This window comes from Streptomyces sp. NPDC006207 (assembly GCF_040613835.1).
Lineage (GTDB): Bacteria > Actinomycetota > Actinomycetes > Streptomycetales > Streptomycetaceae > Actinacidiphila.
In genome coordinates, this window is the sequence record NZ_JBEXSX010000112.1 from 1 (window position 1) to 17,648 (window position 17,648).

Consider the following 17,648-nt stretch of genomic DNA (forward strand, 5'->3'; position numbering starts at 1 on the left):
CAGATACGACAAGCGCGGCTACGTCTACCTCGGCACCGCCACCGCAGCAGCACTCGCCATCTGGCTCCGCACATGATCGCCCGGACAAGTCCTAGGTGCCCGGGTCGGTGACAGGCAAGCAGACCGATAACTGTGACCAGTGTGGGCCGGTCACGGCCATCGGGCCGGCCCCGACAGGATGAAGTTCCGGTGCCTGCACACAGGGCCGCTGCACGGGCCAGCGCCCCGACGATGGCTTTGCGGCGGCGGTGGACGGCGACCCGACTGGCCGGTGTCGGTGCAGAACGTGGCGGCATATGATCGCCCGGAGAATGAGGCCGTCTTACTCCGTCGGGGCGCATGGCCATCCGCTCCTGCCCTCATACTCCGTCCTTGGTCCATGGAGGATGTGGCCCCGTCAGGGCCATGCCCGGCTGACCGACCCGCGCGGGGACCTGCAAGGACGCGGCGGTGAGTTACGACCTGGCGGTGTGGGAAGGCGCGCGCCCGCTCGATGACGATGACGCGGGCGCGATCTACGACGAGCTCTACGGGCGCTACTTGGAATCGGAGGACGCGGTCGTACCACCGTCGCCACGCATCGATGCCTACGTCGAGGCGCTCGTCGAGCGATACCCCGATGACATGCCACGAAGCCCGTGGGCGTCACCACCGGTCGTCAACGAAGCCTCGGGCCCGATCCTGTACCTGGTCATGACGTACAGCAGGGCCGAGGAAGTGTCCTCATACGCCGCTGCGCTGGCGCGCGAACATGGACTGATCTTCGATCCCCAAGCAGAGACCCTACGGCACTGAACAGCCTCGCCCGGACGGTGGCCGGGGGAGACGAGGAAGCCCCCTGACACCTTTCCGGACGCCCTGCTGCAGGCCGCGGCCAAGAACTCCGCAACCGCCAACCACGTCGTGGTCTGCCTGGACCGCAAGCCACTGGCCCTGCTCCGGCGCGGGTCGGCCCTCATCAAGCGGCTCGAGCCCCCAACGCTGGGAGTGTCCGCCCCGCTCCACGAGACGCTGATCCGGACACTGGATGCGCCGGGCCGTGCCGGCGCGCGAACCGGAGCGCACCGATCAGGCGCCGGCAGCGCGACGTGAGCCCACGCCGGCCGAACTCGCCGCACAGCGAACGCAGTCCTGCGGTGGGACTGTCAGGGGGTGTGGTGTTCGAGCCAGGGGACGATGTGGTTGACGTAGCTGTCGACGTTGGACAGAGGTTTGCCCGGCAGGACGGCGATCAGGTGCTCGATGCCGAAGGTCTGGTCCCAGATGCGGGCGCGTTGGTAGGTGGCGTGGTCGACGGCGTTGCGGATGGTGTCCCAGCCGTGCCAGGCCATGCAGGCGGCGTCGATGGCGGGGTCGAAGGGCAGGGCGAGGTCCCAGTCCAGGACGCCGATGAGTTTGCCGTCGGGGCTCCAGTGGACGTTGGAGCCGGCGAGGTCGCCGTGGACGAGCGCGTCGGGTACGGGGTCCAGGGCGATCGCGTCGTCGAGGCGGCGCCGGCCTTCCTCGCGCCACCGCGCGGGCAGGCGGGGGATGACGTCCTCGGCCAGGATGCCGGCCCAGCCCCGCGTGGGGATTGGGTCCTGGGCGGCGGCCAGGGCCTGGCGGAGGTCCACTGTGAGGGGGACTTCCCGCAGGGCCCGCAGGAGTTCCCCGATCTGCTCCGGGTCCCCTCCATCCTCAGGCAGTGCGACGCCGTCGATCCAGGACACGGCAACGGCGGCACGGCCGTCGAAGACCGCGACCGGCGTGAGCGGCTCCGGTACGGCGAAGGGCAGACCGGCGGCGCCGATCGCCCGTAGCAGTTCCATCCGGCGGGGCAGCGCCTCCGCTGCCGACGGACGCTTGCTGATCCGCACGGCCGCGATGCCCGGCAGCAGCACGACATGATGGACATTGCCATCGGCAGCCAGACGCACCCGATCCAGGGGAGCGCCCGGCAGAAGCGCATCGACAATCTCCAGCAAGTCCGCGGGTACTTCGCTGCCCATGATCAATGCTTTCCCGTGTCGCCGAGGCCCGGCCCCTGTCCCGTCGTCATGAAGGCTAGTCACTCACTTGCGTACAGCTGACCTGCGTCGAATGCCGCGGGTGGAAGGGGGATGAGCCGGGTCGACCTCGGTGCCCCGCAGGGGCCAGGATGAACTCTCACGGTGGTGGTTACCGGCACAGTCGATTCGGTACCGCCTGCGTACGGGTTGGCTTCGCCTCCTGGCTCCGCCCTCCCAGGACAGCCGTACAAAGCACCAGCGTCTGTCGGCCGGCCTGCAAGAGTGCTCAGACGAGCGTCTTGAGCACGTGGCTGTAGCCATCCTCGACAGCGAGCCGCTTCCCACTCGGGAACACGATCAGTTCCAGGGCGTGCTGCTGCGCGGACGCCCCGGACCGTGGCCCGGCGTCACGGTCCCTACCGGCGGTGCGGGGCTCAGGTGGTCACCGGGCTGGTTCACCGTGCCCGGGGCCTGCGCGAGTCCGCCGGCCCACAGCTGGTCGACACGCGAGCGCTCGGTGGCGTCCGGGTAGCGGTTGGTGCAGGACGGGCCGGGGCCGCCGCCCGACATCAGCTCACTGCACGGACCGCTGTAGTTGTCCGGCAGGCCCAGCACGTGCCCGGTCTCGTGGGTGACGACGCGGATCGAGTCGTCCTGCTGGTTCTGGGTGTAGTCGAGGAAGATGTAGCCGCTTCCGTGGCCGTTGGTGGAGGCGTAGGACCCGCGTGAGTCGTTGCCCTCGTAGTAGGAGAAGTCGGCACCGCTCGACGCCTCTTGGAGCTTGACGTTGGACTCGGAGCTGTTCCAGATCGAGGCCGCGCTCGCTATCTGCGAACGGAAGGTCGGTGCCTTGGAGGCGTCGTAGTAGACGGTCACCGCCTGCGCGTTGGGCTGGGCGGCGCGCTTCTCGGCGACCGACTTGAGCACAGCCTTGAAGAACACCGTGTTGTTCGTGGCCTCCGCAACCGACCCGTCGTACCGCGCCACGGAGGTACCTGCGGAAGCGGACGGGGCGGCTGCCGTCTGGGCGCTCGCCGGCACCGCCACGCCCAGCGCGCTGGAGGCCAGACCCAGGCCGAGAGCGAGGGCGAGGAGCCTCGCGGAGGTGCGGGACGACTTCATGTGAGGGCTCCTTCTCACTCGGTGACGCCGAGCGCCCGGTGCGCGGTCGACTCCGCGTGAACACCGGTTCCGAACTGCAGCGACGTCCTGTGGGGGGTCATTGTTAGAACGGCTCGACAGGGAGCGCAAAGGGTCCCGCCACTACGTCGCCTCGTAGGTCCCAGGACCTCGCCGGGGGGAGTGCGCGGGTCTGCAGTCCGCACATGGCGGCGCGAGAGAAAGCTGTCGCGACGTCAGAAGCCTTGCACCGCGGGGCAGCGGGCGTGCGGGTCGGCCGGGCGGAACTCCGGGACGTGCGGCGGGATCCGCATTCCGGCAAATAGGGACAAACCCTCAGGTATCCGCCACGCCGCGTCTACTAAGTGCGCCAGTTGGTCGGCGGAGCGCTGTGACCGACATCATAAAATATGGGCTTCCGTCTGTTTCACGCCCCACTGGCCCCGAGTCGCTCCCAGGGAGTCGCCCTCGGTGCTGGGCGGCATCCCTCACCGCTGAGCCGCCGCCGCTCAGTCCTGATCAGGATGGAAGCCGGGCCCGCCGTACAGCGGCGGCGCCGCCGGCGACCGGTGGGCATCGACCGGCGTCCCGGTCGACCACGAGGCGATGGGCCGCGGTCTGGGCAGTTGGTGCACTTCTGGGTGGACATGTACGAATATCGAGCCGCGAATTGAGTCGCCGACCCCCGCGACGGCCTCCATGACCGCGTGATGTCGCTGCTCGACCGCGCTCAACTCCACCGGCATGGCCCCGGCCCTGCCTGCGCACGCCTGTCAGACGCGCACAGCCAAGCCAGGCAAGCGGTGTCGGCGGCGGCCAGCTCAGTGGCCGGTGACGGCGTTCACCGTCAGGGCGACGATCCCCGTGGCGCCCATGAAGGCCCAGAAGGCTCCGAAGGCACGGGCGAAGCCGCGTGGGAGGACATCGTTGGGCCTGCCGTCGAGCAGGATGCTCCAGAAGTCCAGGAACCTGTGGACTGAATCGCGGTAGTCCGCCGCCAACACTGCGCCCGCGATGAACATGATCGCGAAGACGACAACCGCGCCCATGATCCTCCTCCAGGGAAGTCCGTGGGGCGAGGCCGCAGAGCCAAGGCCCCGACTCGATTTCCGGCCTGATGGTTGGGCGTAGGGCGTCAGATGTCAACTGCACTTAGGCAGAGATCACGTGCTTGCCGTCGTGGCTGTGGACATGTGGGCCAGCGTCGTCTATTGCGTCCAGGAGCCGGATCGATAAGAGCCGGGAAATGCGCTGTGCGACTTCTTCGGGCGTGAGCCAGTCGAACGCGCCGGACTTCCCGGAGGTGCGCGATGTCGTCCGGTGTGAGCCGGTCGATGGTGTCCTTCGACCCTCCCGGCCACACGTTGGCACCGGGGTCCGTGACCTGGTGGGAATTCCGTCACGTCATCGAGCCACTACATTCCGATGGCTGGTTCGTCGTGGCTCCCGATTATCGGGGGTCAGCGGATCGTCGAAGCCTGAGAGCGAGTGGGACAAACAAACAATGGCGGGTGACATCAAAGCGTTGCTCGACCATCTCGGTGCGAGAAGCCCCATCACCCTTGTCCGTCACGACCCGGAATGTCGGTCGGCTACGCCTACGCCACCCTCTACCCCCGTCACGTCAAGCGCCTCGTGCTCGTGGAGGCTCCGATACCGGGCACCGAAGCCGAGACGCTCATCGCCAGCAGCGAGTTTCCCATACCTACGCAACGATGACATCTCAATATCGACGCGGAGCTTTACGTCGCCGACTGCATTGCTCCGGGAGCCATGCAGTCGGGCCTCAAGCCTTATCGGACTTTCGAGAAGGACGCAGACGGCAATCGGCGCATCCTCTCAGAAAAGGGCAAGCTCAAAATGCCCGTGCTCGGACTCGGAGCCGCTTCTGCAGCGCCTGCATGAATTTATTTGAGAAACGCCAGCTACTGATTCGACGGAATTCGTAGGCCGCACGTAAGGGGCGGCCACTCGCCGATCGGAGGTTCCTTCTCGGCCGATCGGGGGGAACCGCTCCTTTCACGGTTCCTGCCGCGGCTGAGGGCTCTGTGGCGTCAGGCCGGGGGCGGAGTGGGGCGAATCGGCCTGTGATCAGGGGCGGGTGCGTTCCAGGACTCGAGCAGGCGCAGTGCCTGTTCGGTTGGTGAGCCCGGTTCCACGTTGTAGACGTACAGGGTCTGTTCCGCGTCCCCGGGGACTGGGAAGGACTCGAAGACGAAGTGCAGGTCACCGACGACGGGGTGATGATGAGCCCTGGCGCCGTGGGTGCAACGCAGCACCCGGTGATCGTTCCACCAGGTCGTGAACTCAGGAGACCGCAGCATGAGTTCGCCCACCAGGTCGGCCAGTTGCCGGTCATGGGGCCGGCGCCCGGCCACGAGGCGGAGTATGCCCACGGTTTCGGCAGCGATGCGTTCCCAGTCGCCGACGGTCTGCCGGGCGGAGGGGTCCAGCAGGTAGTAGCGAGCCAGGTTCCGCGCCGGTACGGGCAGGGCGTCGAAATCGGTGAGGACGGCTCGCGCCAGTCGGTTCGATGCCAGGACGTCGGTCCGCCGACCCAGGACGTACGCCGGCACGTGCTGCAGCGTCTCCAGCATCAGGAGCAGACCCGGGCGGATCCGCTGCGGGCCGGTGGGGGCGCGACGAGTGGCCGCGCTCGGCCGGGCCAGCAGATCCTTCAGGTGTTCCCTCTCGGTCGCGTCCAGGTGCAGGGCCCCGCCCAAGGCCTCAAGGACCTCCGGTGACGGGTTCCCGGCTCGACCCTGTTCGAGCCGTATGTAGTACTCGGTGCTCACCCCGGCGAGTCGGGCGACCTCCTCCCGACGCAGTCCCGGAACCCGGCGTGTGCGGCCGTCCTCGGGCACCCCTGCCTGGTCAGGGGTCAATCGGCTGCGCCGGGTACGCAGGAAGTCGGCGAGCTCGCTTCGCGTGTCCATACACCCAGTGTGGCGCCCTGTGTGTGCCGGATACCCGGTTTGGGTGGTCCTGTCGGTACCAGCCTCGGCAGGGTGCCGCACGCGGTCCTGGCAGGGGGTCTGGTGGTGGTGTGCTGGATGAGCGGCCCGGATGAGCGACCGCCCCCCCGAAGGTTCCACGGAAGGTAATCCCTCAATGACCTCGCAGACCTCTGTTACTCCGCTCGTCGGCCGAGTGGCCGTCGTCACAGGCGCCTCCAGCGGTATCGGCGAAGCGTCCGCTGAACACCTGGCATCGCTGGGAGCCAAGGTCGCCGTGCTGGCCCGGCGCGGGGATCGGCTCGCCGAGCTGGTCTCCCGCATCGAAAAGAACGGCGGCACCGCACTGGCGATCGCCACGGACGTGACCGACGCCCAGGCCGTGGGTGCCGCCGCCGACCAGGTCAAGAACGACCTCGGTGGCGCGGATCTGCTGTTCAACAACGCCGGCGTCATGCTGCCCGCGCCCGTCGAGGAGCTGCGCGCCGACCAGTGGCAGCGCCAGATCGACCTGAACATCTCCGGACTGATGAACGTCATCGGCGCGTTCACGCCGCAGCTGGTCGAGGCGGCCACCGAGCGCGGCGTCGCCGACCTGATCAACACCTCGTCGAGCGCCGCACAGAACCTCTACCCGACCTTCGCCGTCTACGCCGGCACCAAGGCGTTCGTCTCGCACCTGTCGAAGCACCTCCGGGTGGAGCTGGGCCCGAAGCGTGTGCGGGTTTCCGCAATCGAGCCCGGGATCGTGGGCACGGAGCTGCAGGAGCACGTCACTGACCCCGGCGCCAGCGCGTGGCTGGAGGGGTCGAAGGAGACCATGGACTGGCTCCAGTCGGACGACATCGCGCAGACGGTTGGCTTCATCGCCTCCATGCCGCTGAGGGTCAATCTCCCGCAGGTCTTCATCATGCCGACGGCCCAGCCCAGCTGACATCAGGCCGGTCACGTCGACGCTGCGCAGGACGGGTACGGACACCACACCAGTGAGACCTGCTACGCACTGCCGGCTGGGTCGTTCCCGGATGGCGACCGCCCCTTCACCGTCCGGGCCGGCAACCTGATGCACGTACATGGCATCCGGTACGGGATGGCCAACCGGGGGCATCGATGCGCGCTGTGGCCGCCCTTGCACCCGGCCCGCCAGCCGAGCGGTTCATGACCTCGGGCCGGGACGCACACCGGGCGTGCCGCCGTCCCCGACGCCGGAGGAGAGCACGCACCGCCGTCGCCGAGGTACTGGCCGCGTTTGACCTCGTACCGTTCCCCGACCTGGAGAAATGAACGGGGGCGGGAATCGAACGAAACCTCCAACCGCTGGACATGATGTGAAGAAAATCGGATTCCTCTCCTTCGGCCACTGGTCGCCCAGCGAGCATTCCCGGGCCCGGTCGGCCGCGGATGTCCTGCACCAGTCGATCGATCTCGCGGTCGCCGCCGAGGAGCTCGGCGTGGACGGTGCGTACTTCCGCGTGCACCACTTCGCCCGGCAGGCGGCCAGCCCGTTCCCGCTGCTCGCGGCGATCGGCGCGCGGACCTCGAAGATCGAGATCGGCACCGGCGTGATCGACATGCGCTACGAGAACCCGCTGTACATGGCCGAGGACGCGGGCGCCGCCGACCTCATATCGGCCGGTCGGCTGCAACTGGGCATCAGCCGCGGCTCACCGGAACAGGTGGTGGAGGGTTGGCGCCTGTTCGGCTACCACCCCACGCCGGGCGAGTCGGACGCCGACATGGCCCGCCGGCACACCGAGGCGTTCCTCACGGTCCTCGGCGGCGAGGGTTTCGCCACCCCCAACCCGCGCCCGATGTTCCCCAACCCGCCCGGGCTGCTGCGGATCGAACCGCACTCCGAGGGGCTGCGCGACCGGATCTGGTGGGGCTCGGCATCGAACGCGACCGCCGTCTGGGCCGCCGAGCTGGGGATGAACCTGCAGAGCTCGACGCTGAAGAACGACGAGACGGGCGAGCCGCTGCACGTCCAGCAGCGCAAGCAGATCGAGGCGTACCGCGAGGCGTACCGGAAGGCGGGCCACACCCGGGAGCCCCGGGTGTCGGTCAGCCGCAGCATCTTCGCCCTGACCAACGACCTCGACCGGGCCTACTTCGGCCGCGACCGCGGTTCCCGGGACCAGGTCGGCATGATCGACGACACGACCCGGGCCGTCTTCGGGCGCTCCTACGCCGCGGAGCCGGAGGAACTGGTGAAGCTGCTGCGGGACGACGAGGCGATCCAGGCCGCGGACACCCTGCTGCTGACCATCCCGAACCAGCTCGGGGTCGACTACAACGCCCATGTGCTGGACAGCATCCTCACCCACGTGGCACCGGAACTCGGCTGGCGCTGAGCATCGTTCGATGGGGCGGTCCGAATCGACGGGCCGCCCCGTCCGGCACCCCTCACCTCTATCCGCATGGGGGCGAGCGTCTCGTGCTCATGGAGGCCCCGATCCCGGGTGCCGAAGCGTAGGGGAGCACTCTGGCGACGACCACCACGGCGCGGCTGACGACCTCTTGGGCCAGGAGCGGATCGTCCTTCTGGAACGGTGTCGGATTCTCGGTGCGGACGAACGAGGCCAGCCCCGGCGGTACGCGCCGCGCACGGATGGGCACGACCATCACCGAGAGGATCCCGGTCTCCCGGACCCTTTGCGCCATCTCCGGCGTCTGACGACCCATGAGCCCGCAGAGGTGTCCGGTTTCGGTACGAGCCGGGACTCGCCGGTCGGGCGGACCGATGCCACGCCGGCCCGCTGAAGAACGGGGAAGCGTTCGCCGATCGAGCCGATGCACGCCGGGGGCCCCTGGCCCAATGGAACCGAGTGCTCCAGGTTCACGGCTACGAAGTCGGCGAGGGGCACGGCAAGATCGGCTAGTTCTTGACCGGTCTGCATCAGATCCAGGGTGCTGCCCAAACGCGTGCCCGCCCCACCGAGAACCGCCAGGCGCTCCCGCTCCCGCCGGCTCTCGGTGAGATCGGCGTTGATGGTGCAGACCCCCAGCGTTCAGCCATCGGGGCGCCATGGGAGACGGGAGAACGAAACCGCATAGTGCTGCCGTTCCTCAGCGCGTGGCACGTTCCGCGAGCTTCTTGTAGCAGGTCAGGGCGGGCGGTCATGGCCAGGCCTCGGCTCTGCCAGTCGTCGCGGACCACGTACGGGATCTTGAGACCACGAGCAGCCCATGGCAGGCTCATGCCGCATGATCGATGAATTCGCGAAAGACAACCTGTTCGGGAGACTACGGCGGGACCGCAAGGCGCTTCTCTGGAAACTCGACGGCTTGTCCGAATACGACGCCCGCCGACCTTTGACAGCGACCGGGACCAACCTCCTCGGCCTGGTCAAACACGTGGCCACCGTCGAGGCCAGGTACTTTGGCGAGGTATTCGACCGCCCTTCCCCGGAACCGCTGCCCCGGTGGCAGGACTCCAACGGCAGCGATCTGTGGGCGACCGAGGACGAGACCCGCGATCAGATCATCGGGTTCTACCGGCGCACGTGGGAACACTCGGACGCGACGATCAACGAGCTTCCCCTCGACGCCCCCGGCCACGTGCCGTGGTGGCCGGAGCCTTATGCCGACACGAACCTGTTCGCCATCATGGTCCACGTCCTCGGCGAGTCCATCCGGCATGCCGGGCACGCCGATATCCTGCGCGAGGGCCTCGACGGCCGGACCGGGTTGCGCGCCGAACACGAGCAGCAGATCGACGAGGAAGCCCGTGCAGCCCACTGCGCGAAGATCGAGCAGGCCGCCAGGTCGGCCGCACCAGTCAAGGCTTAGAGGTTGTCTCACGTGACGTGATGTTCGTGCGGTGCGATGCCGGTCGTGGGCGCTGATCCATCGAAGCGTCTGGTTCCTGATGAACTCTGTGAGCCGCCCACCCCGTTGCTGCCGTCGTTCGTTGGCCTGTCCGGGGTGCGCCCGGCCGGGGCATGCGCGGCCTCGTAGGATCCGGGACCGGTTCGGTGCGGGGCTGACGTGCGCGGGGCTGGAGATGGCCGCCGGCGGCTGGGGGCACCGCCGGATCGCCGCCGAACTGGGGCGTCCCGCGGACACGGTCGGTCGCTGTTCACGACAGTGCTGGTGGCCTTGACCGATGATCCGGTGCCGCCGCCACCTGCCGGGTGACGGATCGCGGACGCGGTGGTGGCGGTTGCCGTGGCGGCGGAGGTGGCCAGGCGCCGTTGGAGCCAGGAGGGCCTGGTGACCGGGCGTTTCGCATGCCGGGTCAGCCGCGCCGCCCTGCCGGCACCAGCGGCCGACCCCAGGTAGCCGGCACCGGGTCCGCGGGAGCGGGAAACTCGCTTGCCGCCCGTCCGCGGGGTCGGTCAGGATCTGCGGCATGATCTCTCGCCTCTGCAGCCACCGTCCGCACACCACCACGCCTGCAGAGGATCACGACCGTGAACTACACCGTCCGCGAGTACACGCCCGCCGATGAGACCGCCTGGCTGCACTGCCGGGTGCTGGCCTTCTTGACCACCGCCTACTTCGACGACGTCCTGCAGGCCAGGCCCGGCACGTCGGGCCCGGGCCTGGACCTGGTCGCGGTCGACGAGCACGACCGCATCGTCGGGATCATGGACACCAGCGTCGAGGGCCATCTGGCCACCATCGACACCGTCGCAGTCCACCCCGACCACCAGCACCGCGGCATCGGCCGCAGACTGCTGGAGAAGACCCGCTCGCGGGCCCGGGCCGCCGGGGCTTCCACGCTGGACGCCTGGACACGCGACGACGCGGACACCCTGGCCTGGTATCGGGCGATGGGCTTCGCCGAGAACGACCACTACCTGCACGTCTACGCCAATCACTGCACCTCGTCCGGTGAACCCGGCCACGCGATCGAGGCTGCCCGAGCAGGCCTGCGGCCCATCGCACTGTTCCTGCACGCCACGCTCGCCGACGAAGAGCGACTGCGGGGCGAGTTCGCCCGGGTCCACGTCTGCCGCCGCTTCTCCACGCCGGTCTGAGTCCGGCTCGCCCGCCGTCCCGCAGCCGCCCGGAGCCGGCCGCAGGACGGCGGGCGTCCGTGGGCGTGATGGCGCGCCGCCCCGGCCGTGCCGGGGCCTGGTCCGGGCCGGTCCGGTCGTCACACGAGCGGACCTCCCTTCGGGCGTGGCACAGCGGCCCGGAACCCCACCAAGAGGGTGCGGCCGAGGGTCGTCTCCCCGAGGGCCTCGGAGGCTGCTCAGCGGTGGGACGGGCGCCGATGGCGCGACATGCGTCGCAGCAGGGCGACATTGGCGATCGCGGCGCAGGTCAACAGGGCCACGTTCAGAGTTGCGCTGCCGAGGCTCAGCCAGCCGGCCTCCGTCCCGTCCGGGCCGGCGGCAGGAGCCCAGATCGAGCCGATCGCCGAGATCGCCGCATAACCCCCGTACATCGCCGGAAGGGCGACGGCGCCCGAGGGGAGGGTCAACGCGACGGCGGCCAGGTAGAAGGCAGCTCGTTCGTCGACGGCTCCCGCTACGGCCAGACCTCCGGTCAACACCACGTAAGCCGCTTCCGTGCATCTTCCGACCAAGCGCTTCATCTTCGCCCCCAACGCGCGCGCTTCGCCCCCTGGGACCAGGGTAGTGCGGGCTTTCCGGCGACTGCCGGCACCTCACTTACCTTCCCTGCTTGGCCCGCTCCGCGGCGGAGCACGGAGGCCCGGAAGCCCACCGACTGCGGTGTCCCGCCACCGCGATGCCGGGACTTCCGCAACCAGCCTCCTGCCGAGGCGGAGCGCGGACAGTGTGTCCGTCGGCCAGTCCGATCGGTCGTTCATGAGCCTTCGTTCTTGCCCTATCCATGGAGGGACGGGGCTATGGGAGCATTCCCGCCGACGATGCAGCAGCGGCTCGGCCGGGAACTCCCAGCCGAGCCGCTGCTTGCGCTCCTAGCCGCACACGCCAGTGATCAGGTGTTGCGGCGATCCCGGGAATCCGCCGAGACGACGTCCGCCGGGCCCTCGCTCGGGGGTCAGCCGGCGGGGGTGGGCTCCGCCGGAGCCGGAGCCGGAGCCGGAGCCGGGGCGGGCGCGGGGGCCTCCGCCGGGGCGACGGGGGCGGCGGCCTCCTCGACGGGAGCGGCAGGAGCGGGGGCCTGTGCCGGAACCGCGGGGGCCGCCACGGGAGCCGCGGGAGTCACGGCGGCAGCGGCGGCAGCGGCGGCCTTGGCTTCCTCGACGGCCTTGGCCTCGGCGGCCTCCGCCGCCTCGATCTCCGCGGTGTGCTTGGCCACGAACGCCTCGCCCAGGACCTCGTGGGCCTCCTTGAGGTGGTCGAGCTCCACCTCGCCGTTCTCGGCGACATGGCCCTCCAGGGCCTCGAACATCCGCTCCACCGGCTCGTGCGAGCCGCCGAGGCGCTGCTCGGCGTAGACCGCGACACCCAGCTTCAGGAAGAGCTCGGCCGTGCGGCGGTTGACGGTGAAGTCGTGGATGGCGTCACCGCCCGCGTCAAAGCCCTTCTCGATGACTTCGAATGCCTTCTTGATGAGACTCACGCTGGTGCTCCCCTGCACGTGCCTGTCGGGCGATTGCCTGACTGCGACCTGATCTGACCTGAACTGAACTGCCCTGTACCGCAACTGACCGAACGAGCCGGTCCGCGCCGAACCCTATGGCAGTTCCCCGGCCGATGCGCAGCCGGCCCGCCCCCAACCCGGCCACAGCGGGCGGGGTCTGACGGGCGCCGGGCGTAACCCCTGCCGCGCCGCCGCGTACCGCTCCGGCGTGATCGCGGTGACCCGCACCGGCTGCCCGATACCGGGCACGGCCGTCGTGCGATCGTGAGCCCTGCCGAGCTTGGCCATCACACGGGTGGAGCCCTGGTTCTCGACGTCGCGGATGCGGGGACGCGGCGGCCCGTCGCACGCACATGTGCGCTGCGGACCGAGAACTCCGGGAAACCCCTGCCGCAGGAACTCGGTTACCGGTCGGGCGTGGCGTGCCGACGCCGCCTGGCCGAGCGGACCGTGTGCCGGCAGTGGCTCGTTCCTGACGCTCGCGCCAGCGGAACCGTTTCACCCGGGTGCCGTGTCCTCCTTCGCAAGAGGTGGTTCGACGCCGCGGAGCCACATGTGAAGGGGGATGGCCATGGGGCAGCTACGCGAGGGGGCACGGTTAGGCGCATGGGCCGTCGGCGGAGTTGTCGCCCTGGCGGTGTTGTACGTGATCGGGGTGTTCGCCTTCGGCGGCGCGGGGTGGATCACCGCCCCGTTCCGCGGTGAGGCGGACGAGCGCGAGAACACCGTCGCTTCGGGCGAGTTCCGTCAGACCACCTACGAGGAGTTCTTCGATCTGTGCGCGGCCGTGCAGAACGCCGAAGGGACGATCCAGGCGCTCCGGGAGGAGCGGAAGGCCGCTTCGGAGATCCGCACGACGCAGATCGACCAGTCGATCACCGCGCTGAAGGCCACGCGGATCGAGTCGGTCAACGCCTACAACTCGAAGGCCGCCCAGGAGCACCGCGCGCCCTTCCGTGACAAGGATCTGCCGTACCGGCTGGATGCCACCGCCGAGCGCACGACGTGCACCAACTGATCCGCACCTCAATCCGGGAAGAGGGCAGCACCGCATGAAGAAGTACGCACGCATGGCCCTGGCCACCCTCGTCGCGCTCGTTGTGGGTCTCGTCCTGACGTCCTGCACCGAGTCCAGCCAGGACAAGGAGAACAAGGCCAAGCAGGACAACTACGACCGCCTCGTGGCCCAGCAGCCGGCGGGCCGCATGGAGTACTCGCCGACCCGCGAGGCGATCAACCAGTGGGTCAAGACGTGGGGGCAGCGGGGCAAACTCTCCTACGTCTACATCCAGAACGCCAACGGCGAGTACGGGTACTTCATCATGAAGGGCCTGCCGGTGCCGCGCTGCAAGATGCTCACGCCGACGGAGCGGGTGGAGTCCACCTCCAACGGCGTCGCGGTCCTCGCGCAGCCAGGCATGGACGGCACGTACACCTCCGGTTCGACCTGCAACGCCTACTACGGCTTCGACGCGACGACGAACGCGTACATGGAGTTCACGGTCGGCACGAACCAGTCGTTCTTCCTGTTCGACAAGCCCATGACGATGCCGGAGTACGCCAGCGCCAAGCAGTTGGGGCCGTCCTCGGTGAAGGACGTCGAGAAGCAATAGTGAGCGGCCGGGCGCCGGTTCGAAGAGTTCCGGCCCCCGTGTCCGGCCAAGCGGTGTCGAGAGCGCCGGTGATGTGCCGGGTCGGGCTGCGGGCGGTGCGGTCCGAGACCAGGCCGGCGATGGTGGCGTGGGTCTCGGGGGGACTCGTGCCGTCCGGGGTCCCGCTGCAGCGGCATGCCGCCGCGCCGGGCCGGCAGAGGACGGATCTCGTGGATGGCACGGGTAACGGTGGGCCGGGTCGCTCCGTACAGCTCGGCCGGCGCCGCGTGCAGTGGCCGCAGAGGCAGGTGGAGCAGGGTGATCAGCACCCGGTCGACGAAGACCAGCTGGTCATCGGGCCCGGCACCGGCCGCCCGCCGCGCCTCGGCGCATCGAGTCGTTAGGCTCGGAGACATGACTATTCTGCGGATGGACAACGTCGCCATCGTCGTCGACGATCTGGACGCGGCCGTCGCCTTCTTCACCGAGCTCGGCATGGAGCTGGAAGGCAAGGCGCAGATCGAAGGCCTTTATGCGGACCGCACCGTCGGACTCGACGGCGTCCGGAGCGACATCGCGATGATGCGGACCCCGGACGGCCACAGCAAACTGGAGCTGACCAAATTCCACACCCCCGCGGTATCCGACGCCGAGCCGCGGGACCCTCCGCCCAACACGCTGGGCCTGCATCGCGTCATGTTCGCCGTCGACGACATCGACGACACCATCGCCCGCCTGCGCACCCACGGCGCCGAACTCCTCGGCGAGGTGGCGCAGTACGAGAACATCTACCGGCTCTGCAACCTCCGCGGCCCCGCAGGCATCATCGTCGCCCTGGCCGAACAGATCGGCTGACGCGGGCCTGCCGCACGCCGAGCATGCCGACGGTCAGCACCGCTATGACGCATGCGCGACAGGGGCGGTGCAGGCTGCTGGACGGGCCCGCACTGCCCCCCAGCCACGGGTGCGGAGGGGAAATCAGCGTTCAGAGAGCGATACGCACATTGATGTCCGGTTCGTGATTGCGGGTTGAGCGAGGTCGGCGGGTCGCGTGTCCGCGTCTGGGGTCGGGGGCCGGGCTGTGTGCACGTGTCCGCCGCCCCGGAGTGAGTCTGGGCAATGTGAGCCCGTCGAGCTGTTGTGGCACCATCCCCGTTGTGGATGACCGTACGCATGACGTGGAGTGGGCCGGCCTCTTCCATGCCTCGGGCCCCGCCGACGACACGCCGCGGCACCTGGCTGCTCTCCTCGGCGACGATGCGGAGGCTTTCGTCGACGGGTACTCGCACCTGTGGTCGGCGACGCTTCGTCGCGAAGGCAAGGCCTGGCCTGCGACGGCGCCCACCGCGCTGCTCGTCGCCGAGCTCCTGGACAATCCGCTGCTGGGGCCGGATGACCCCTCGTTGCCCGATGCCATGCTCGCCTACCTGTACGAGGTCGGCGTCGCCGCCGACCTCGGAGACCGGGCTGCGGAGCTCCGTGCTCGGGTCGAGGACCGGGTACCGGAGCTGCGGGCCTGGACCGCCGCGTACGTGTCGACCGATGCGGATGGCAGGGCCCGGATGTGGCGGGACGGCACGGGACTGGGTGAACTCGTCCTCGATCAGGCGGCGCTCGCCTGCTTCGACCTGGTTCCCGCGCTCCTGCGGCGAACACTGCCGCACCTCGCGTCGGAACGCGCCAGGCGCAGGACATGCGCCGCCGCAGCAGTCGGGTCACTGGCGCGGCATCCCGCAGCCTCCGCACAACGTCCGGCGCTGCTGGAACAGTTGACGTCGATGGTCCGGGCCGCCGATACCTCGCACGACCTGGCGACGATGGTGATCGCCATTGGCCACCTCGACGGCGACACGCGTCCCTGGCTGGCTGACCCGCATGCGGGCGTTCGGGCCTGCGCGGCCCTGGCGCCCAACCTTGCCGGCGACGACGCGGCGGACCAGGTGCTGATGGAACTGGCGCGGTCGCCGCAAGCCTTCGGCAAGTCCTTTGGCGACCTGGCTCCACCCCTGCAGCTCCAGTCCACGTCGTACCAGGACCTGTTCACAGGGCGACGCGCGAGCTGATTCGCGGTGTCCGGGACGGGAGTCCGGTAGTCCCACTGGCAACCGGTCCGGGTGTGACGGAGCGCGAGACCTGGCCTGGATGGACAACTCCCATGCTCAGGACTCCCCCCAAGGGCAAGCCGGCCCGCCCGCTCGTGCCGGGCAGTGCAACCGTGTCTCGACCGTGGGTCCACTCCGGCGTGAAGAGTCAGCGCAGCACAAGAGCGCCGGGTCCCTGCTCGTCGAAGATTTCGCCCTACCGGTCGAAGACCGCTGGACCCTGGCGGGCATGCGCCGCAGCAGACTCCTTGCGGGACCGTCCGCCCGGTGGTCGGCGACTGGGCGGAAACGGCCTTTCCAGTGCTGCGTATCAGCCGCTGAGGTCGAACACGCCCCACGTGGTGAACGGCTCCGCCTGGACGTAGATCCTGCTTCCCCGGCCGACCACCCGCCGGCGGCCTGGGGCAAGGCCATTGGGCAGGGTGAGCAGGCCGACGTCCGTTGGCTCGACGGAGGTTTCGGTGAGCTCTCCGTGGGCGAGTCGGTCCCGCTCCTCGCCGTAGCCGCCGTAGAAGGCGACCCGCCCACCGTGGACGGCCACTGCATGGGCGCCCCGTACGCGGTTCGCCCACACCCTCACGGGTCGGTCGGTGCGGTTGGGCCGAATCTCGACGAGTGGGAAGTCCGTGTATGGGCATGCCCAGGCGACGGTGCCCGACACGTTCAGGGCGTAGCAGTCGAAGAGACCGGGGATGAGGGCGCCGTCTGACGTCCAGGAGGGTCGGCCCGTGGCGCTCCAGCGGCGGATTCCGGCGGGGTTCTCGTCGAAGTGCCCGACCCAGATATGGTCGGCCTCGTCGACGAGCAGGTGCTCGATGGCGTCCCCGACGGAGAAGGACGAGGTCTCGCGGCCGAGCGCGTCGAAGACCTGGACCTGGTTCGCGTCCTCGTACCGGCGGGCGCGGGACGCGGCGACGACGAACCCGCCCTCGGGCAGGCGGTCCAGGTGCGGCCAGCGAGCTCGCACGGCGCTCAGCTCGGTGACTTCGACGTTGCCGCCGGGATCGACAGAAACGACCAGCGCGTCGAAGGGAAGGACGTCGCCGCCGGGCTGCGGAGCGCGTTCGGCCAGCAGCCAGTGGGCGGCGCCGAAGACGTCGACGGTACTGGTCAGGACGTGGCGGTCATGGTGCTCTTGTGGGAGGTGGGCGTACGGAATGAGGGCAGTTTTCTGCACGGGCGGGCTCTCCTGGGTGGGGTGGGCGGTCACGGCCATCGGGTGCTGCGGTGAGCAGCGGTCGGCGGCGCGCGAGCGGTGGAGAGCGGAGCGGGGCGCCTAGTGTCCTGAGTCGTTGTTTCGCTGCGTAAGTCGGTGGTGGTTCGTCATGATGGGCGGATGGCGAGGACGGGACGGCCGAAGGCCGAGTTGGT

The 17,648-nt window shown here is 69.2% G+C and carries 16 protein-coding genes; 9 read left to right on the top strand and 7 right to left on the bottom strand.

Annotation, left to right across the window (positions count from 1 at the left end):
* Positions 1–450: 450 nt before the first annotated feature.
* Positions 451–795, top strand: coding sequence for a hypothetical protein (locus tag ABZ312_RS43690; protein ID WP_500326163.1), 345 nt, complete (start codon positions 451–453; stop codon positions 793–795).
* A 350-nt stretch (positions 796–1,145) separates the two neighbouring features.
* Here ABZ312_RS43690 and ABZ312_RS43695 read toward each other — a convergent pair whose 3' ends face one another.
* The 4 genes from ABZ312_RS43695 to ABZ312_RS43710 form a co-directional block, all read right to left on the bottom strand.
* Positions 1,146–1,880 carry a phosphotransferase family protein gene (locus ABZ312_RS43695; protein WP_500440089.1) on the bottom strand — a complete coding sequence of 245 codons (735 nt, stop codon included), beginning with the start codon at positions 1,878–1,880 and terminating at the stop codon, positions 1,146–1,148.
* 465 nt (positions 1,881–2,345) lie between these two features.
* Positions 2,346–3,110: a snapalysin gene (gene snpA / locus ABZ312_RS43700; RefSeq protein WP_500326160.1), complete on the bottom strand. Its 765-nt coding sequence runs from the start codon at positions 3,108–3,110 to the stop codon at positions 2,346–2,348.
* Between the two features lie 818 nt (positions 3,111–3,928).
* The gene (locus ABZ312_RS43705) at positions 3,929–4,156 is read right to left on the bottom strand and encodes a hypothetical protein (protein WP_500356478.1); all 228 of its coding nucleotides are present in this window, start codon (positions 4,154–4,156) and stop codon (positions 3,929–3,931) included.
* 1,005 nt (positions 4,157–5,161) lie between these two features.
* Complete coding sequence (locus tag ABZ312_RS43710; RefSeq protein ID WP_500440090.1) at positions 5,162–6,043, bottom strand: helix-turn-helix transcriptional regulator; 882 nt, start codon at positions 6,041–6,043, stop codon at positions 5,162–5,164.
* A 175-nt stretch (positions 6,044–6,218) separates the two neighbouring features.
* On the opposite strand from ABZ312_RS43710, the gene ABZ312_RS43715 reads away from it, so the two are divergent.
* The 4 genes from ABZ312_RS43715 to ABZ312_RS43730 all read left to right on the top strand — a co-directional run bounded on the left by ABZ312_RS43715 (position 6,219) and on the right by ABZ312_RS43730 (position 11,043).
* Positions 6,219–6,995, top strand: a complete 777-nt coding sequence (locus ABZ312_RS43715; RefSeq protein ID WP_500356474.1) for an SDR family oxidoreductase — start codon at positions 6,219–6,221, stop codon at positions 6,993–6,995.
* 394 nt (positions 6,996–7,389) lie between these two features.
* Complete coding sequence (locus tag ABZ312_RS43720; RefSeq protein ID WP_500356472.1) at positions 7,390–8,412, top strand: LLM class flavin-dependent oxidoreductase; 1,023 nt, start codon at positions 7,390–7,392, stop codon at positions 8,410–8,412.
* A gap of 853 nt (positions 8,413–9,265) precedes the next feature.
* Positions 9,266–9,850 carry a DinB family protein gene (locus ABZ312_RS43725; RefSeq protein ID WP_500326152.1) on the top strand — a complete coding sequence of 195 codons (585 nt, stop codon included), beginning with the start codon at positions 9,266–9,268 and terminating at the stop codon, positions 9,848–9,850.
* 623 nt (positions 9,851–10,473) lie between these two features.
* Entirely contained in the window at positions 10,474–11,043 is a 570-nt protein-coding gene (locus ABZ312_RS43730; protein ID WP_500440091.1) for a GNAT family N-acetyltransferase, read from the top strand.
* A 218-nt stretch (positions 11,044–11,261) separates the two neighbouring features.
* Here ABZ312_RS43730 and ABZ312_RS43735 read toward each other — a convergent pair whose 3' ends face one another.
* Both ABZ312_RS43735 and ABZ312_RS43740 read right to left on the bottom strand, forming a co-directional pair.
* Positions 11,262–11,567, bottom strand: coding sequence for a hypothetical protein (locus ABZ312_RS43735; RefSeq protein ID WP_500326148.1), 306 nt, complete (start codon positions 11,565–11,567; stop codon positions 11,262–11,264).
* Between the two features lie 470 nt (positions 11,568–12,037).
* Positions 12,038–12,562, bottom strand: coding sequence for a hypothetical protein (locus tag ABZ312_RS43740; RefSeq protein ID WP_500440092.1), 525 nt, complete (start codon positions 12,560–12,562; stop codon positions 12,038–12,040).
* Between the two features lie 586 nt (positions 12,563–13,148).
* On the opposite strand from ABZ312_RS43740, the gene ABZ312_RS43745 reads away from it, so the two are divergent.
* The 4 genes from ABZ312_RS43745 (at position 13,149) to ABZ312_RS43760 (ending at position 16,238) form a co-directional block, all read left to right on the top strand.
* Complete coding sequence (locus ABZ312_RS43745; protein WP_500326145.1) at positions 13,149–13,601, top strand: hypothetical protein; 453 nt, start codon at positions 13,149–13,151, stop codon at positions 13,599–13,601.
* A gap of 34 nt (positions 13,602–13,635) precedes the next feature.
* Positions 13,636–14,196, top strand: a complete 561-nt coding sequence (locus ABZ312_RS43750) for a hypothetical protein (protein WP_500326143.1) — start codon at positions 13,636–13,638, stop codon at positions 14,194–14,196.
* Between the two features lie 393 nt (positions 14,197–14,589).
* The gene (locus tag ABZ312_RS43755) at positions 14,590–15,030 is read left to right on the top strand and encodes a VOC family protein (RefSeq protein WP_500440093.1); all 441 of its coding nucleotides are present in this window, start codon (positions 14,590–14,592) and stop codon (positions 15,028–15,030) included.
* A 302-nt stretch (positions 15,031–15,332) separates the two neighbouring features.
* Complete coding sequence (locus ABZ312_RS43760; protein ID WP_500326141.1) at positions 15,333–16,238, top strand: hypothetical protein; 906 nt, start codon at positions 15,333–15,335, stop codon at positions 16,236–16,238.
* A gap of 349 nt (positions 16,239–16,587) precedes the next feature.
* Here ABZ312_RS43760 and ABZ312_RS43765 read toward each other — a convergent pair whose 3' ends face one another.
* A complete protein-coding gene (locus ABZ312_RS43765; protein WP_500326140.1) occupies positions 16,588–17,454 on the bottom strand; it encodes a hypothetical protein in 867 nt (288 codons plus the stop codon).
* Between the last annotated feature and the right edge of the window lie 194 nt (positions 17,455–17,648).